This is a genomic window from Jannaschia marina (assembly GCF_013404595.1).
GTDB lineage: Bacteria > Pseudomonadota > Alphaproteobacteria > Rhodobacterales > Rhodobacteraceae > Jannaschia > Jannaschia marina.
In genome coordinates this window covers 17,531-32,586 of record NZ_JABVAX010000022.1, presented here as the reverse complement: position 1 = coordinate 32,586, position 15,056 = coordinate 17,531, and the positions used below count along the sequence as shown (strand labels likewise).

The 15,056-nt window shown below is 62.6% G+C and carries 12 protein-coding genes; 1 reads left to right on the top strand and 11 read right to left on the bottom strand.

Annotation, left to right across the window (positions count from 1 at the left end):
• Positions 1–340 precede the first annotated feature (340 nt).
• From parE to HSX43_RS18735, 6 genes are all read right to left on the bottom strand, one after another.
• Positions 341–2,299, bottom strand: coding sequence for a DNA topoisomerase IV subunit B (parE, locus tag HSX43_RS18760; RefSeq protein ID WP_179381677.1), 1,959 nt, complete (start codon positions 2,297–2,299; stop codon positions 341–343).
• A 445-nt stretch (positions 2,300–2,744) separates the two neighbouring features.
• Positions 2,745–3,500 carry an SDR family NAD(P)-dependent oxidoreductase gene (locus tag HSX43_RS18755; protein ID WP_179381676.1) on the bottom strand — a complete coding sequence of 252 codons (756 nt, stop codon included), beginning with the start codon at positions 3,498–3,500 and terminating at the stop codon, positions 2,745–2,747.
• Positions 3,497–4,327: a carbohydrate ABC transporter permease gene (locus HSX43_RS18750; RefSeq protein ID WP_179381675.1), complete on the bottom strand. Its 831-nt coding sequence runs from the start codon at positions 4,325–4,327 to the stop codon at positions 3,497–3,499. Before HSX43_RS18750 ends, HSX43_RS18755 begins: the two co-directional genes overlap by 4 nt.
• Positions 4,327–5,193 (bottom strand): carbohydrate ABC transporter permease, encoded by an 867-nt coding sequence (locus tag HSX43_RS18745; protein ID WP_179381674.1) that lies wholly within the window; start codon positions 5,191–5,193, stop codon positions 4,327–4,329. The genes HSX43_RS18750 and HSX43_RS18745 overlap by 1 nt, the downstream gene beginning before the upstream one ends.
• Positions 5,194–5,261: 68 nt before the next feature.
• Entirely contained in the window at positions 5,262–6,494 is a 1,233-nt protein-coding gene (locus HSX43_RS18740) for an ABC transporter substrate-binding protein (RefSeq protein WP_179381673.1), read from the bottom strand.
• Between the two features lie 49 nt (positions 6,495–6,543).
• Positions 6,544–7,809: a mandelate racemase/muconate lactonizing enzyme family protein gene (locus HSX43_RS18735; RefSeq protein WP_235962756.1), complete on the bottom strand. Its 1,266-nt coding sequence runs from the start codon at positions 7,807–7,809 to the stop codon at positions 6,544–6,546.
• 353 nt (positions 7,810–8,162) lie between these two features.
• Between HSX43_RS18735 and HSX43_RS18730 the strand changes: the two genes are divergently transcribed.
• Positions 8,163–8,816, top strand: a complete 654-nt coding sequence (locus HSX43_RS18730; protein WP_179381672.1) for a GntR family transcriptional regulator — start codon at positions 8,163–8,165, stop codon at positions 8,814–8,816.
• A gap of 138 nt (positions 8,817–8,954) precedes the next feature.
• Here the strand turns inward: HSX43_RS18730 and HSX43_RS18725 are convergent, their stop codons facing one another.
• From HSX43_RS18725 to HSX43_RS18705, 5 genes are all read right to left on the bottom strand, one after another.
• Positions 8,955–10,391: an aldehyde dehydrogenase family protein gene (locus HSX43_RS18725; RefSeq protein ID WP_179381671.1), complete on the bottom strand. Its 1,437-nt coding sequence runs from the start codon at positions 10,389–10,391 to the stop codon at positions 8,955–8,957.
• Positions 10,392–10,403: 12 nt separating this feature from the next.
• Entirely contained in the window at positions 10,404–11,912 is a 1,509-nt protein-coding gene (locus tag HSX43_RS18720) for a sugar ABC transporter ATP-binding protein (protein WP_179381670.1), read from the bottom strand.
• Positions 11,909–12,889, bottom strand: coding sequence for an ABC transporter permease (locus HSX43_RS18715; RefSeq protein ID WP_179381669.1), 981 nt, complete (start codon positions 12,887–12,889; stop codon positions 11,909–11,911). Before HSX43_RS18715 ends, HSX43_RS18720 begins: the two co-directional genes overlap by 4 nt.
• Before the next feature lie 69 nt (positions 12,890–12,958).
• A complete protein-coding gene (locus HSX43_RS18710; RefSeq protein WP_179381668.1) occupies positions 12,959–13,996 on the bottom strand; it encodes a sugar ABC transporter substrate-binding protein in 1,038 nt (345 codons plus the stop codon).
• A 57-nt stretch (positions 13,997–14,053) separates the two neighbouring features.
• Positions 14,054–15,046, bottom strand: a complete 993-nt coding sequence (locus HSX43_RS18705) for an ABC transporter permease (protein ID WP_179381667.1) — start codon at positions 15,044–15,046, stop codon at positions 14,054–14,056.
• Between the last annotated feature and the right edge of the window lie 10 nt (positions 15,047–15,056).

The following is a 15,056-nucleotide window of genomic DNA, read 5'->3' as shown; positions in this document are numbered from 1 at the left end:
CGACGGACAACCACCGGACGTGGTCTACCGCGCCGGCACGACGATCATGCAACCCGACCAGGAGGCCCAGAGAGTAGCTTAGAAAACGCCAGATCCTGTCCAAGGATCGGGGAGCACCTCCCAATACTGTGCCCGTAGTTCTTTGTAGGCGCGCCGTTCAGGAGCAGTATGGCCTTTAAATACTTCTCAAGTGCTTGCTGGGCATTCCACCAAAAATGATACAAGCAGTTTGAACGAGCGCCGAATCTGGCGAACAGATAGTCTTGGTCAGCCGCATCTCTATACATTCTCCAGATCGAACTTCGTGTCTTCACACAATTCGCAGGGTGGCTAGGCGAATTCAAACATCCAACTCCCCCGCAAACCGGGCGTTCTCCGAGATATACTGAAACCGCAGCTCCGGCTTCTTCCCCATCAGCCGCTCCACGAGGTCGCCGGTCTCGCCCGGGGCGTCCTCGTCGACCGTCACGCGGATCAGCTTGCGCGAGGCCGGGTCCATGGTGGTTTCCTTCAGGTCCTTCGCGTCCATCTCGCCGAGGCCCTTGAAGCGGCTGACGTCGATCTTGCCTTTCCCGCCGAGGCCCTTCTGTAGCCAGGCGTCGCGCTCGATCTCGTCGATGCAATAGACGCGCTTCGAGCCTTGTGTCAGGCGGTAGAGGGGCGGGCAAGCGAGGTAGAGGTGGCCCGCGTCGATCATCGGGCGCATCTGGCTGAAGAAGAACGTCATCAGGAGCGCGGCGATGTGGGCCCCGTCGACGTCCGCGTCGGTCATGATGATGATCTTGTCGTAGCGCAGGTCGTCGATGTTGAACTTCGTGCCGAGGCCGCAGCCGAGCGCCTGGGAGAGGTCGGAGATCTCGGCGTTGGAGGAGAGCTTGCCGGAGGCCGCGCCGAGGACGTTCAGGATCTTGCCCCGGAGCGGCAGGAGCGCCTGGGTCTTGCGGTCGCGGGCCATCTTGGCGGAGCCGCCCGCACTGTCGCCCTCGACGATGAAAAGCTCCGTGCCCTCGCGGGCGTTCGCCGAGCAATCGACCAGCTTGCCGGGCAGGCGCAGTTTCTTGGTGGCGGATTTGCGGGCGGTCTCCTTCTCCTGCCGGCGGCGCAGGCGCTCCTCGGCGCGGAGGACGAGGAAGTCGAGGATGGCCCCGGCGGCCTTGGTGTCGGAGGCGAGCCAGTTGTCGAAGCGGTCGCGCACGGCCCCTTCGGTCATCTTCTGGGCGGCCTCGGTCGAGAGGCGGTCCTTCGTCTGGCCGACGAAGGCGGGCTCGGCGATGAAGCAGGAGACGAGGGCGCAGCCGCCGGAGAGGAGGTCGTCGCGGGTGATCTGCGCGGCCTTCTTGTTGTTGGCGAGTTCCCCGTAGGCCTTGATGCCCTTGAGGATCGCCGCCCAGAAGCCGGCGACATGGGTGCCGCCCTCGGGCGTGGGCACGGTGTTGCAGTAGGACTGGATGAAGCCGTCGCGCGCGGGCGTCCAGTTGATCGCCCATTCGACCTTGCCCGGCTCCCCGAACTTCTCCTGGAAGTCGACGGTGCCCGCGAAGGCGGTGTCGGCGTAGGTGGAGGCGGTGCCGAGCGTTTCCGAGAGGTAGTCGGAGAGGCCGCCGGGGAAGTGGAAGGTGGCCTGCGTGGGCGTCTCGCCGTCGTCGATCTCGGACTTCCAGCGGATCTCCACCCCCGAGAAGAGATAGGCCTTGGAGCGGATCGACTTGAAGAGGCGGGCGGGCTTGAGCTTGTGGCTGCCGAAGATGTCGGCATCGGCGTGGAAGGTCACGGTGGTGCCGCGCCGGTTCGGGGCCGCGCCGACCTTCTCGACCGGGCCGAGAGGCAGGCCGCGGGAGAAGCGCTGCTCCCAGAGCTCCCGGTCGCGGGCGACCTGGACGACCATGCTGTCGGAGAGCGCGTTGACGACGGAGGCCCCGACGCCATGGAGGCCTCCGCTCGTCTGGTAGGCCTTGCCCGAGAACTTGCCGCCGGCGTGGAGCGTGCAGAGGATGACTTCGAGGGCGGATTTGTCGGGGAACTTCGGATGCGGGTCGATCGGGATGCCGCGGCCGTTGTCGCGGACGGTGATCGCGCCATCGGCGTGCAGCTCGACCTCGATGCGGTTGGCGTGACCGGCGACGGCCTCGTCCATGGAGTTGTCGAGGACTTCCGCGACCATGTGGTGCAACGCGCGTTCGTCGGTGCCGCCGATATACATGCCGGGGCGCTTGCGGACGGGTTCCAGCCCCTCCAGCACCTCGATGGAGGAGGCATCGTAGGTTTCGGGCTCGGCCCCTTTCAGAAGGTCGTCGGGCATCGGACTGCTCTATCTTGTATGGTTGGCCTCAGGATAGGCGATATGCGGGGGCCGGGGAAGGGGGCGTGCGTTTCCGTCTGTTGTACGTATTCACATGATGCGACACCCCGTTTCACTTGGTTCGACGCCGGGAGAGCGGGGAAGAAACGGGAAGTAATCGGATGAGATTTACAGGGAGAGGGTCGCAATTTTGTGCCGCGCGCGATGTTCTTCGCCGACCTGACATGTGTCTAGGAAACTCGGAGAGCTTCAGGGGACTGGTTTCGATGAAGGCGGTGGCCGATGCGATCGGTATGGGCCTCGTGCCGGGGCGCGCCGGTGCGGACCGCTTCGATTGATGAAGACGCCGCCACTACGCTCGACCCTGCCGCTCGCCCTCATGACAGCCATGTTGATCGATACCGGCCTCGCTCCGGATGCCGACGTGGATCAATAGGCCCCTCCGTCAGGCCTTCAAATCACAGAGCCGGGCCAAGGTGCCGTGATCGGCGATCAGGTCGGTGCCGGTCAGGGCCGCAGAAGCGTCGGAGAGCAGGAAGACCGCAAGTTGCGCGATTTCCTCGACCGTCGCCGTCCTGCCATCGGCATGCCATCCCGCGAAGCGTTCCGCGTTTTCCGGAGTGGCGGCAACCCGTGCCACTTCGTCGGTGAGGGTCAGGCCGGGCGACAGGGAATTGGCGCGTATGCCATGGTGCCCCAGGCTCCAGGACATGGCGCGGGTCATGGCGACGATAGCGGCCTTCGTCGCGGCATAGCCCTCGTATCCGCGATCGCTGGCGGCCGCGTGGACGGAGGCGATGTTGACCAATGCCCCGCGCCGACCATCGCGGACCATGATGCGCGCGGCCGCCCGGCAACCGACCAGAACCGAGCGTTGATTGGTCTCCCAGAGTCTGTCCCACATCGCGACTTCCGCGTCGAGAAAAGGGGCCGTCAGTGTCACGCCCGCATTGTTGACCAGTCCGTCCAGGCGGCCGGCGTCGGTTGCGACATGTTCGACGGCCGCCTCGAGCGCGGCGGTATCGCGCACGTCCGCCCTTATCGGGTGACCACCGGCGCTGCGGATGGCTTCGAGGCCCTCTGGCGTCCGATCGAGCCCGTAGGCGGTCGCGCCCGCCAATCGCGCGGCCCACAGGATACCGAGGCCGATGCCCGCACCGGCCCCTGTCACCGCGATCACGCGTCCCCGGAGTTCGCTCATTTCACCGCTCCGGCCGTCACGCCCGCTACGATACGCCGCTGGAACACGACGAACAGCACCAGCAGCGGCAAAGAGCCCAGAACCGCGGCCGGGAACAGCATGTCGGGTTGAATGTTTTGATTGCCGACGAAGCGATAGACCGAGATCGTAACGGTGAATTTCTCCCGGTCCGTCAGCAGCAGGAGAGGGTAGGTGAAATCGTTCCAGACCATCAGCATCACGAAGAGCGAAAGCGTTGCCGTCGCCGGGCCGAGGAGAGGGCGAATGATGTGCCAGAAGATCTGCCAGTCACTGCAGTTGTCGAGCTTCGCGGCCTCGAGCAGATCCTTTGGGATCGAGCCGATGAAACCGACGTAGAAAAACACCGCCAACGGCAGATTGAGGGCCGTGAAGGCCAGGATGATGCCCGGGTAGGTGTCGAGAAGACCGAGATCGCGGAAGATCACGAAGATGGGCGTGATCGTCACGAAGTTCGGTGTCGCCAGACCCAGGGCAACGAGCATGATGAAGATCCGTGCCGCGGGTGTCGAGTTGCGGGCCAACGGAAACGCGGCCATGGAGCCGAACAGCGCGGTGAGGACCGTGACCGAAACGGTGATGCCGATGGAGTTCGCGACTGAGCGGAGGTAGTTCATCGAGGCGAAGGCCCTGGTATAGTTCTCCCATGCGAGTTCGGTCGGCAGGCCGAGGGGGTGTTCGGCGATCTCGGTGCCCGTGCGGAACGACATCGTCAGCATATAGAGAAGCGGCGTCAGCATCAGCAGCACGAGGGCCAGGACGGCGGCGTGAACCAGAACGCCGTGCAATTGCCGGATCGCGGTCGTCATCAGCGGAGTTCCCTTTTGCGGAGGTAGCGGTTCTGTACGAATGCCACCGCGATCACGATAATAAGCATGATGATCGACAGCGATGAGGCGAAACCGAAACGGTAGTTGCCGAAGAGCTGATCGATGATCTCGAGGCTGAGCGTTCTTGTCGCACCGTCCGGTCCGCCGCGCGTCATGATGAAAGGCAGTTCGAATGTCTTGAGCGTGCCGATCGTCGAGAGCATGACGTTGATCGTGAAGGATGGCGCGAGAAGCGGGATCTCGAGATAGCGGAACCGCTGAAACGACGATGCCCCGTCCAGCCGTCCTGCCTCCTCGATGTCGTCGGGAATATTGGCGTAGCCGGCAAGGAAGATCGCCGTCGTGTAGCCGACGAACATCCAGATATGTGCCAGTGCGATCGCATAGAGGGCGGTGTCCGGATCGCCGAGCCAACCCCAGGTCCAGTCGTCGAGTCCGGCCCCGCGAAGCAGGGAATTCAGTCCGCCCGAAAAGGGGGAATAGATGAACTGCCAGACGTAGCCGACCACGACGAAGGACATCATCGCGGGCGTGAACAGGGCTGCGCGGCAGAAATTGCGGATCGCGGGCAGACGGTGAAGCAGGGCAGCCAGCACGAGGCCGGCGAGTGTCTGGACCGTCACGACGACGAGGGTGAACTTGATCGTGGTCCAGAGCGCCTCGGGGTAGCGATCCCGGCTCACGATGCGTTCGTAATTGCGCCAGCCGATCCAGTCGGCCTCTCCCACGCCGGTCGAATTGGTGAAACTCAACTGGAGCGTCAATGCGATCGGATAGACGAAGAAGAGACCCAATACGATCGACGCGGGAAGGGTGAAGAGGAAGAAGGACCGTCTCGAAAGCATCTTGGTTGTCCAGGCTTTGAAAGGGCGGCCCGGCAGAAGACATCCAGTGCCGGGCCATTGAACCGGGATCAGAAGTCGGCGTCTTCGACCGCCTCGTCCCAACGCTCGAGCACCTCGGCATTGCCGCGGTCGGGGTTGAGAAGGAAGCCGGTCAAGCTGTCCCAGATCTCGGCTTCAAGCGGCTTCGGCCATTGCAGCAGCGCGAAGGGATAGTTGATGATGCCGCCCGCTTCTCGCGCCGCGTCGTAGGGAGCGGCCAGATCCGGGGTGCCGCTGGCTCCATCATCGAACGGCGAGTAGGCGGCTTCCGCCTCGATCACCACCTGGATCTGCTCCGGCTGTGCAAACCAGTTCACGAAAGTACGTGCGGCATCCTGGTTTTCACTTCCGGACGCGATCGACCAGCCGATGCCGAAAAGGTCGAGCGCAACGCCGCTGTCCTGCGAGGACGGGATCGGAGCGAAGACGAAATCAAGTCCCTCGATCTCGCTGAACGCGGTGATGTTCCACGCGCCTTGGGGCATCATCGCGAAGTTGCCGCCCTGGAACTCGGCGAGGGCGGTGCTCCATGGATCGAGGCCCGCCTGCGTTTCGGGATCGAAGCACTCCGCATCCATCAGTTGCCGGACCAGGTCCATGCCGGTGTTGAAGCCCGCATCCTCCGCGAAAGTTGCGTCACCTGATCCGAGCGTTGCCGGATCGACCTCGCCCGCTTCTATCCCGTTGGCGATCAGGAACAACGGGGCGGAAAAGCCTCCCGTGAAGATCATCGGGTTGATCCCGGCGTCGCTCAGGGCTCCACAGGCCGCGACGAGATCCTCGATCGTGAACGGGGCCTCCTCGATCCCGACCTCGCGCAGCAGGCCCATGTTGACGAAATTGCCCATACCGATGACTTCGAGCGGCATGATGTAGGCGGCCCCGTCATACGTCAGCGCGGTCTGCAGCTCTTCCGGGATGCGTCCGTACCACTCGCTGTCGGTCCCAAGATCGGTCAGGAGACCCGCAATACCCCAGACCTCGATCAGCGGCATGTCCGTCATCATCACATCGGGGGGATCCCCGCCCTGCAGGCGCGGCGGAACGACGGTGTCAGTATCGAGCCGTCCGATGTAGTTCAGTTCCACGTCGATGTCGGGATGCTGTTCCTCGAAGTGGGCGATCAATTCGGGCAGGCCCGCAGGTTCGGCCTCGTTGCCTTTCCAGGCGGTGACCTCGAGCGTTACGCTTTGCGAGAATGCGGGTGTCGTGAAACAGAGCGCAAGGGCGCTCAGTGCCGTCAGATGAGAGATGGGTCTCACAGTGTCCTCCGTAGGCCGTTGCCGTTCAACAGGGTCGAAAAGGGGTCGTTTACCAATTGGTTACCGAACCGTCCGGGCGTTTGAGATGGGGGGTTTCGACGAACCCGGCTTCCTTGGCCGGTATCATCTCTTCGTTGACCTCGACGCCCAGGCCAGGGCCATCGGGCACGCGGTAATCCGGTCCATCCATTTCCATCTGAACGGGAAAGATCTCCCAGTCGTGGAAGCCCAGTTGCTCGACCGGCGATTGGCGCACTTCCAACCAGCTAAAGTTCGGCACCGCCGCCGAAAGATGAACCGAGGCCGCGGTGCAGACCGGCCCGAGCGGGTTGTGCGGCATCAGATCGACGTAGTGCCGCTCGGACAGGCCAGCGACCTTCATCGCTTCGGTGAATCCGCCGATATTGCATATGTCGAGCCGCATGAATTGCGCCAGACCCGCATCCAGATATCGCGCGGCCTCCCACTTGGACGAGAATTCCTCGCCGATCGCGAAGGGTATGTTCGTCATGGTCCGCAGGCTGGCATAGGCTTCGGGAGTTTCGCAGCGGATCGGTTCCTCGATGAAGTCGAGGGTGCCCGGGGGCAGCATATTGCAGAAGCTCGCCGTCTCCGCGACCGAGTACCGGTGATGAAGGTCGACGCCCAGGGTTAGGCCGGGCCCGAATGCCTCGCGAACCGCGATCAGTTCGGCGGCGGTCTGGGGCAGGTTGGCACGGGGATCGAACGTCTCTTCGTCGTTGAAACCGCCGGGATAGGTGCGCACGCAGGTCCAGCCGGCATCGGTCAGCGTCTTGACGTCGGCAAGGATCGCATCGGTCGTCTTCGCCATGGTGCTGGCGAACGTCGGCACACGCTCTCGCTGTGCGCCACCGAGAAGCTGATGCACAGGGACGCCGAGCCGTTTGCCCAGCAGATCGTGCAGCGCGATGTCGATGGCCGACAGGGCGGCCGTGATGACGCGGCCGCCCTCGAAGTATTGGCTGCGATAGCATTCCTGCCAGACCCGTCCGATCCGCCGGGAGTCCTGACCCAAGAGAAAGGCCGCGAAGTGGTCGACCATGGCGGTGACGGCACCCTCGCGGCCCGACAGTCCGCTTTCGCCCCACCCGTAGAGGCCATCTTCGGTCGTGACCTTGACGAGAAGTTGATTGCGCCAGCCGACCCGGATCATGATCGGCCGGATCTCCGCGATCCGAGCCGCTCCGGCCGGGGCTGTTTGTCTCGTGGTTTCACCGGTGTGGCTAAGATCGGCATCTTGCATCGTCAGACTTTCTCGGAGCGGGGACGCTGTCATGACGTCATCGGTGAACATGGCGAACGCATCGGGTCGTACGGGGCCCCATCCTGGTTCAGATCTAGCCGGAGGTGCCGTGACGATGCGCCTCGCGCGCGGGAAGGAAGGAGCGTGCGGATAGGGGAAAAGCCGGTGCCGTCCCGCGAAGATCACCTGCTTACGTCTTCGGAGCATGGCTGAACCTGATGGTCGTAGCTGCCGTCAAAGGCGGCTTTTGCGCAATTTTGTAATATCATATAACCATAATCGTCGACGATTTGATAAATATCAACGATTTTTTTGTCTACTTTTGGAGCGAGAGGAGTGTTTCTTGACTGCCGAAAGGGTAGAACGGCCTCATATCAATACGACAATCGGAAGCGTCGATCTCGATGAACCAGTTTGAGCAGGAACCGACCGAGTCGCTGTACGACGCCATTCTCGACGAGATTTCGAGCGGTCGGCTCGTCGGTGGCCAGCGCCTAAAGATTTCCGATCTTTCGAAGCGTTTCGGTGTCAGCACCAGCCCCGTGCGGGAGGCTTTGCGACAGATGCAGGGGGAGGGCTTCGTCGACATCCACCCCAATCGCGGGGCGATCATAAAGCAGGCCGATGCCAGCACTATCGAGAATATCTTCGAGGTGCTGAGGCTGCTGGAGCCCTACTTCGTCAGCTGGTTCGCCGAGAACGCGGGGCCGGCCGCCTTGCGGGAACTGCGGAACGTTCAGGAGCGTCTTCGTGCGGCACCGACGGCGGACATGCTCGTGTTCCGCAAGCTGGATGCGCAGTTTCATTCCCTCATTTGCAGCCACCACTACAACGACGTGGCGGCGGACACTTGGAAGAAGCTGCGCAAGGCCCTGAACGTCCATGCCGCGCCACTGCGGATCAGCAAGGCGCGGCACAGGATGATCCTGCAGGAACATGACGCCCTCATCGACGCCTTCGAAGCCAATGACGTGGAAGAGGCGGGTCGCGTCATCCGCAGGCACGTGGACGGGTCTATCGTCCAGATGTCCCAACAAATGCGGGCCCTGGGGATGTAGGGCTTCCGCCGGAGCCCGTGGGTCCCAGAATGGTCGCACCGCGCCTCGACGCGGTGTGCCGCTTGCGGGGGCAACTCCGACCGTTTGTGTCAGCCGACCGTCTGGGGATGGCCGTCCCAGGATGGATGACGCCTGACCTCAGTACGCCATGTATACGGTCCGTTTCTGAAGATAGCCTTCCAGTCCGTGGTCGCCGTCCTCGCCGCCAAGTCCGCTGAGCTTGTGGCCGTTGTGATAGCCCTGCACCATTCCGGTGATACCGGAATTGAGGAAGATGGTTCCTGTTTCGAGGCGTTTGATGGCATCCATGTAAACGGCCGGGTCGCGCGTCCAGAGATAGGCCGACAGCCCGTCTGGGCGTGCGTTGGCGATGTCGAGGGCTTCCTCGTAATCCTTCACGCGAACGATGGGCAGCACCGGCCCGAAGATTTCTTCGGCCACGGCCGCCGTTTCGCGATCGGCTCCGGTCAACACAGTCGGTTCATACCAGTTTCCGTCCTTGAACTCGGCACCGTCGGGCTTGTTTCCTCCGGCCGCGGCGGTCGCGCCGCCAGCAACGCTGTCATCAACGATCCGTTCGATCCGCGCCAGCGCTTCCGCCGTCGTGATCGGCCCCATGCCGGCATCGGTCTTCGGGTCACCGAGCTTGATCTCGGCGACGCGCTTCAGCAGTTTCTCGGTGAACTCGTCGGCAATCGCCTCCTCCACCAGTACGCTTTCGCTGCAGATGCAGACCTGACCCGCATTGGCGAAACGAGCGGTCACGGCGGCCTCGACCGCTTTCTCGAGATCGGCGTCCTTCAACACGATGAAAGGGGCCGATCCTCCCAGTTCCAGCGACAGGGCGGTGATGTTCTTGGCCGACGCCTTCGCGATCATCTGGCCCGCCCGGATGGAGCCGGTGAGCGTAATCATCCGGATCGTGGGGCTTTCGACGAGCGGCGCGCCGACCTCGGTGCCCGTTCCCGTTACCATATTGATGACGCCCCCCGGAAGCCCCGCCTCGAGGCAGATGCGACAGAACACCGAGGCCGTCACCGGCGTTGCCTCGTGCGGTTTCAGGATCATCGTGTTGCCGGTGACAAGTGCGGGGCCGACCTTTCGTCCGATCAATGCCAGCGGATAGTTGTAGGCGCACAGTCCGAGCGTCACCCCATAGGGAACTCGGTAGATGAACATCTGTTCGCGCGGGTTGTCGGAGGGCAGGATCTCGCCCTTGATGCGCCGCGCGGCCTCGGCGGCATAGGTCATGTAGCGGATCGTGTCGGTGACTTCCGCGGCGGCTTCCGCGCGGGGCTTGCCCTGTTCGCGCACCAGAAGCTCTTCCAGAAGATCACGTTCGGCCTCGAGCCCCTTGGCGATCCCGTAGAGGAACTCGGCACGGGTCTGGGGTGGCAGCATCTGCCAGTCCTTCTGCGCGCGGGCGGATGTTTCGAGCGCACGGGCTGCGTCCCGGGGCGTGCAGGCGGGCACCTCGGCCCAGACCTCGCCGGTCGCGGGATCGCTCACCTCCATCCGCGCGCCGTTCGAGGCGTCGACGAATTCATTGTCGATGAAGCACTGATAGTAGGTCATGGAAAATCCTTCTTAGGCCGCTTGTTCCGGGCCGGTTCCGGCGATGTCGGCCAACATCCGGTCCTTGTCGAAATGGGGGTGAACGTATTCGGAGATCGACCGGCCCTCGTAGAACGTGATGACGCGGTCGGCGAGCATGACGACCTCGTCGATCTCGTAGGACAGGATTAGAAGGCCGACACCGCGTTCGGCCAACTCCTCAATAATGCGGTAGATGTCGGCCTTGGCATGGACGTCGATGCCGCGGGTCGGCTCCAGCAGGACCAGCAGCTCCAGATCCCGATCCAGCCACCGCGAGAAGCAGATCTTCTGCTTGTTGCCGCCTGACAGAAACCGGATCTCCTGGGACGGGGACGAGGTTTTGGCAGATGTGTCCCTGATCGCCCTGTCGACCAGCCGCTCGATCCGCGTGTTGTCGATCAGGCCAAAAGAGAGCGATTTTTCCAGAAACGGCAATGCAATGTTGTCGCGAACCGACAGGGGCGCGAGAATGCCGTTGGTGTCGCGGTTCTCCGTGACCAGTCCCATGCCGTCCCTGACCGCTGCCGCCGGACCGCGTCCGGGTTTCAGTCGCACATCCCGATACGCGATGTCGCCGCGATAGCCGTCGTCCAAGCCGAAGACCGTCTTGGCCAGCTCCGGCGCGCCGCATCCCCGCAAGCCGGTCAGCATAAGGATTTCGCCCTGTCGCAGATCGAAAGACACGTCGTGATAGGTGGCAGTTTTCGAGACATTTCGGACCGACAGCAGTATCTCCCCCTCGGCGGCTTTGTGCGGCTTGACGAAATCGTCAAGCTCCGACCCGCTCATCGAGCTGATGACCGCCTCTTCCGTGGTGTCCGTGGTCCGCTCCGAAAGCACGATCCTGCCGTCGCGCATGACGGTGACCCGCTCCGCGATGCCGAATATCTCGGGCATGTGGTGGGAGATGTAGATGATTGCGACGCCTTCGGACTTCATGCGGCGGATGAAATGGAAGAGCCGCTCCTTGTCGCCTTCCGAGAGCGCCGACGTCGGCTCGTCCATCACGATCAGCCAGGCCTCCGACATGAGCGCGCGCATGATCTCGACAATCTGTTTCTCCCCGGAGTTCAGATCCCGCACGAGGCGGCCAGGGTCGAGCGACAGGCCGAAGCGTTTCAGTTCCGCACGGACCCTGCGTGCCATTTCGGCCTTGTTCAGAAACGGCGTCCCCTTGCGATGCAGCTCACGACCCAAAAATATATTGTCGTAAACTGTCAACTCGTCGATCAGCGAGTATTCCTGATGGATCATTGCCACGCCGATGGCCCGCGCATCGGCAGGCCCGGTGATGGCGACATCCCTGCCGTCCATCTCGATCCTGCCCTGATCGCGCTCTATCGCGCCGCCCAGAACCTTCATCAAAGTGGATTTGCCCGCACCGTTCAGGCCGACGAGTGCGTGGACTTCGCCCGCGACGCAGGAGAAATCCACGTCATCCAATGCCCGGGTCGCGAAGAAGCTCTTGCCGATCCCCGTCATGTCGATCCGATGGGTCATCGCTGTTTCCCCCTTTGCGTCCAGCTGTCCAGCAACACGACGCTCAGAAGGATCGCACCCTTGATAAGGCTTTGCAGATACGGGTTGGTTCCGGTCAGGACGAGGCCATTGATGATGATGCCGTAGAGAAGCACGCCGAGGATCGTGCCAAACAGGCGTCCGCGCCCGCCAAAGAGCGATGTCCCTCCGAGGATCACGGCAGTGATCGCATCGAACTCAAGGTAGAGACCCGCCCAGGGCTGGCCGGAAGAGACGCGGCCAACGGTGATGATGGCCGACAGGCCCGCCAGCGCGCCGGAGAGGATATAGACCCAGACCAGCGTGCGTTCGGGCCGCCGACCGAGAACGAAGGCCGTTTTGAAGTTTGCGCCGGCCGCATAGACATCGCGTCCGAAGGTCGTGCGGTAGAGCACGACCGAGAGTACGGCGAAGACGAGGACGACGAAGGGAATGACGACAGGCACGTTGCCCCAGCTCGTGCCGCCCAGCCACAGGAAGATGGCATTCGAGACATTGATGGAATCCGCGTCGTAGATGACGAGGGCCAGACCGCGTGCCAGGGCGAAGGTGGCGAGTGTGACCATGAAGGCCGAAAGCTTCATGCGACCGACGAAAATGCCGTTGATGAGGCCGATCGACATGCCTGCCAGAATGGCGGCGAGGAAACCGACGGGTGCGCTGCCCGTGGCGGTCAGCGCGATGACGCCGACACCGCCTGCAAACGCGACGTTGGAGCCGACACTTAGGTCGATGCCACCCGTCAGCATGACGAAGGTCATCGCCATCGACACAATGAACAAAACCGAAATCGACCGAAGCAGGATGCCGATGTTTGCGAGGGAGAAGAAGTTCTCGTTGGCAAACCCGAATCCCAGGGACGCGATCACGATCAGTGCCGCGAGAACGAGATAGCGCATCGCCAGAGCGGAGATCGCCGGGCTTGGCGATTGTTCCGTCGTTTTGCCTGCTGTTTCCATGGAGCCTCCGGAAGGTCGGAATGGGCCGCCGCTGCCCGAAGAGACGGGATGGCGGCCCGGTCGATGCGGTTACCGAACGCTGTCCGGTCCGAATTCGCGGAAGCCGTTAGCGGCAACGTCGAGAGCCTGGTCGACCGAATAGACTTCGATATTCTCCGGGAAACCGTTCTCCAGGGCGAGGCGATGGTTCTCCTCCGTCAGAACGAGCGGCGTGAAGAAGTCGTAGACCTTTTCGAGTTCGTCGCCGCGGTGGAGGCGATAGGCCATCTGAACGAAGTTCCAGCCCTCGCGCGTGCCCGACAGCAGAATGTCGGCCATGACCGGACCGTCCCGCATCTGTTCCAGGATCGGGATGTCGCCGTCGTATCCGTAGAGTTGCAGGTCGCTACGTCCGCTGTTTGCCGCTATGGCGAGCGACGGATACATGTACGCATCCGTCACCCCCGAAATCGCATCCAGTTCGGGAAACTGGGTCATCCAGTTCTCGGCGATCGACTGGGCGCGGACGGTGTCCCAGTCGGCGGGCTGCTCGGCCACGACCTCAATGTTGTCGCAGGTCGAGATGCCCTCGAGGATGCCCTGGCGGCGCGCTTCACCGGAGGGATTGCCCGCCTGACCGAGCATAATCGCCACCTGGAAGGGTTCCCCTCCCGAGAGGGCACACATTGCCATGCCCTGATTACGCCCGTTGGTGATGTCCCCGAGCGTGAAGCTGTAGTCGGCACTTTCCATCGCCGAATGCACGGCGATCCAGGTGATGCCCGCATCCTGGGCCTGCGCGACGAGAGGTTCGAAAGCATCGACGTTGATCGCATTGACGAACATGATGTCGGGCGCTTCGTTGATCGTTACTTCGGCCTGCTGGATCATCCGCTCAAGGCTCCCTTCGGCAGACAGCCAGCGACCGGAGATCTCGAGATCGGGAAAGGCCTCGCCGTAGGCCGCGATGGCGTCCTCGAAGCCCGCCAGCCAGGCAACATGGTAGGGGGCGACATGCCCGTCGTTGATGAAGACGATGTCGAGGGCGTCATCGTTCCCGGCGAATGCGCTGCCGGTGGCGGCCGCCGCGAAAACCGCCGCCAAGGCGGACGTGGATTTCAGTGTCATGGTTCGTTCCTCCTCTGATGAACCGGAATGGCCGGGCGGTCGCCCGAAAGGCTGGCATCAGTGGGCCGTTGCCTCGCGCGATTGCCACAGGATCCAGTTGGCACCGAGCGCCGCCAGGATCACCAAACCCTTGAAAACCTGATGCCAGACGTCCTCGACGTTCAGCAGATTGAGAGCGTTGTTAACCAGGCCGATGAACAGCAGGCCCCAGAACGCGCCGCCGATGGTGCCGCGCCCCCCGAGGATCAGCGTGCCGCCGATGATGATCGCGGCTATGCCGTCCAGAAGCAGACCGTTGCCGTCGAGGCCAGGCTGAACGAAGCCCATGCGGGTCGACAGCATGACACCAGCAAAGCCACTGCAAAGGCCGGAGAACATGAAGATGCCGATCTTCACGCGGTCGATATTGATCCCGGCGAGCTTGGCGTTTTCCTCGCTGTTGCCGATGGCGATGATGCAGGTTCCGATCCGGGTGTGGTTGTAGACGACGTAGGCCAATCCGAAAAGCGCCACGAGGAACCAGAACGACAGGTAGATGCCAAGGAAGGTTTCCGAGCCCACGTAGCTGAAGAAGCCGCCCATCAGGAAAATCTGCTGCCCGCGCGGGATGATGAGCCCCGACAATCCCTGCGCCATGAAGAGGACGGATAATGTGACGATGAACGCGGGAAGTTTCAGTTTGGCGACCATGACTCCGTTGAAGAAACCGAGCGCCAGAGAAGACGCGACGACCGCCAGAAGTCCGAGCTCCACGCCTCCCGTCATTCCGAAGAATACACCCAGGACGATCGCGAAGAGGACCGAGGCCATGCCCATCGACAGGTCGATGTTTCCGGAGACGACCACGAAGAACTGCCCGAGCGCGATCAAGCCGATGGGTACGATCTGACGCGAGATTGCGGAGAGATTATCGAGGCTCAGGAGCCGGGGATTGATGAGGTAGAACACCAGACAGCACGCCAGCGTGACGAAGATGATGTTCCGCTCCCGGAGCAATTTCCCGACTGTTGTCATCGCGGTAAGCCTCCGCCGTTCCGATACGACCGGCATCGAATGCACT

What these genes read in the sequence shown, in the direction of transcription:
- HSX43_RS18750 (WP_179381675.1), bottom strand. Translation starts at nt 4,327, where the DNA reads ATGACGACCGCGATCCGGCAATTGCACGGCGTTCTGGTTCACGCCGCC.
- HSX43_RS18725 (WP_179381671.1), bottom strand. Translation starts at nt 10,391, where the DNA reads ATGACCTACTATCAGTGCTTCATCGACAATGAATTCGTCGACGCCTCG.
- HSX43_RS18710 (WP_179381668.1), bottom strand. Translation starts at nt 13,996, where the DNA reads ATGACACTGAAATCCACGTCCGCCTTGGCGGCGGTTTTCGCGGCGGCC.
- HSX43_RS18720 (WP_179381670.1), bottom strand. Translation starts at nt 11,912, where the DNA reads ATGACCCATCGGATCGACATGACGGGGATCGGCAAGAGCTTCTTCGCG.
- HSX43_RS18755 (WP_179381676.1), bottom strand. Translation starts at nt 3,500, where the DNA reads ATGAGCGAACTCCGGGGACGCGTGATCGCGGTGACAGGGGCCGGTGCG.
- HSX43_RS18735 (WP_235962756.1), bottom strand. Translation starts at nt 7,809, where the DNA reads ATGTTCACCGATGACGTCATGACAGCGTCCCCGCTCCGAGAAAGTCTG.
- HSX43_RS18715 (WP_179381669.1), bottom strand. Translation starts at nt 12,889, where the DNA reads ATGGAAACAGCAGGCAAAACGACGGAACAATCGCCAAGCCCGGCGATC.
- HSX43_RS18705 (WP_179381667.1), bottom strand. Translation starts at nt 15,046, where the DNA reads ATGCCGGTCGTATCGGAACGGCGGAGGCTTACCGCGATGACAACAGTC.
- HSX43_RS18730 (WP_179381672.1), top strand. Translation starts at nt 8,163, where the DNA reads ATGAACCAGTTTGAGCAGGAACCGACCGAGTCGCTGTACGACGCCATT.
- HSX43_RS18745 (WP_179381674.1), bottom strand. Translation starts at nt 5,193, where the DNA reads ATGCTTTCGAGACGGTCCTTCTTCCTCTTCACCCTTCCCGCGTCGATC.
- parE (WP_179381677.1), bottom strand. Translation starts at nt 2,299, where the DNA reads ATGCCCGACGACCTTCTGAAAGGGGCCGAGCCCGAAACCTACGATGCC.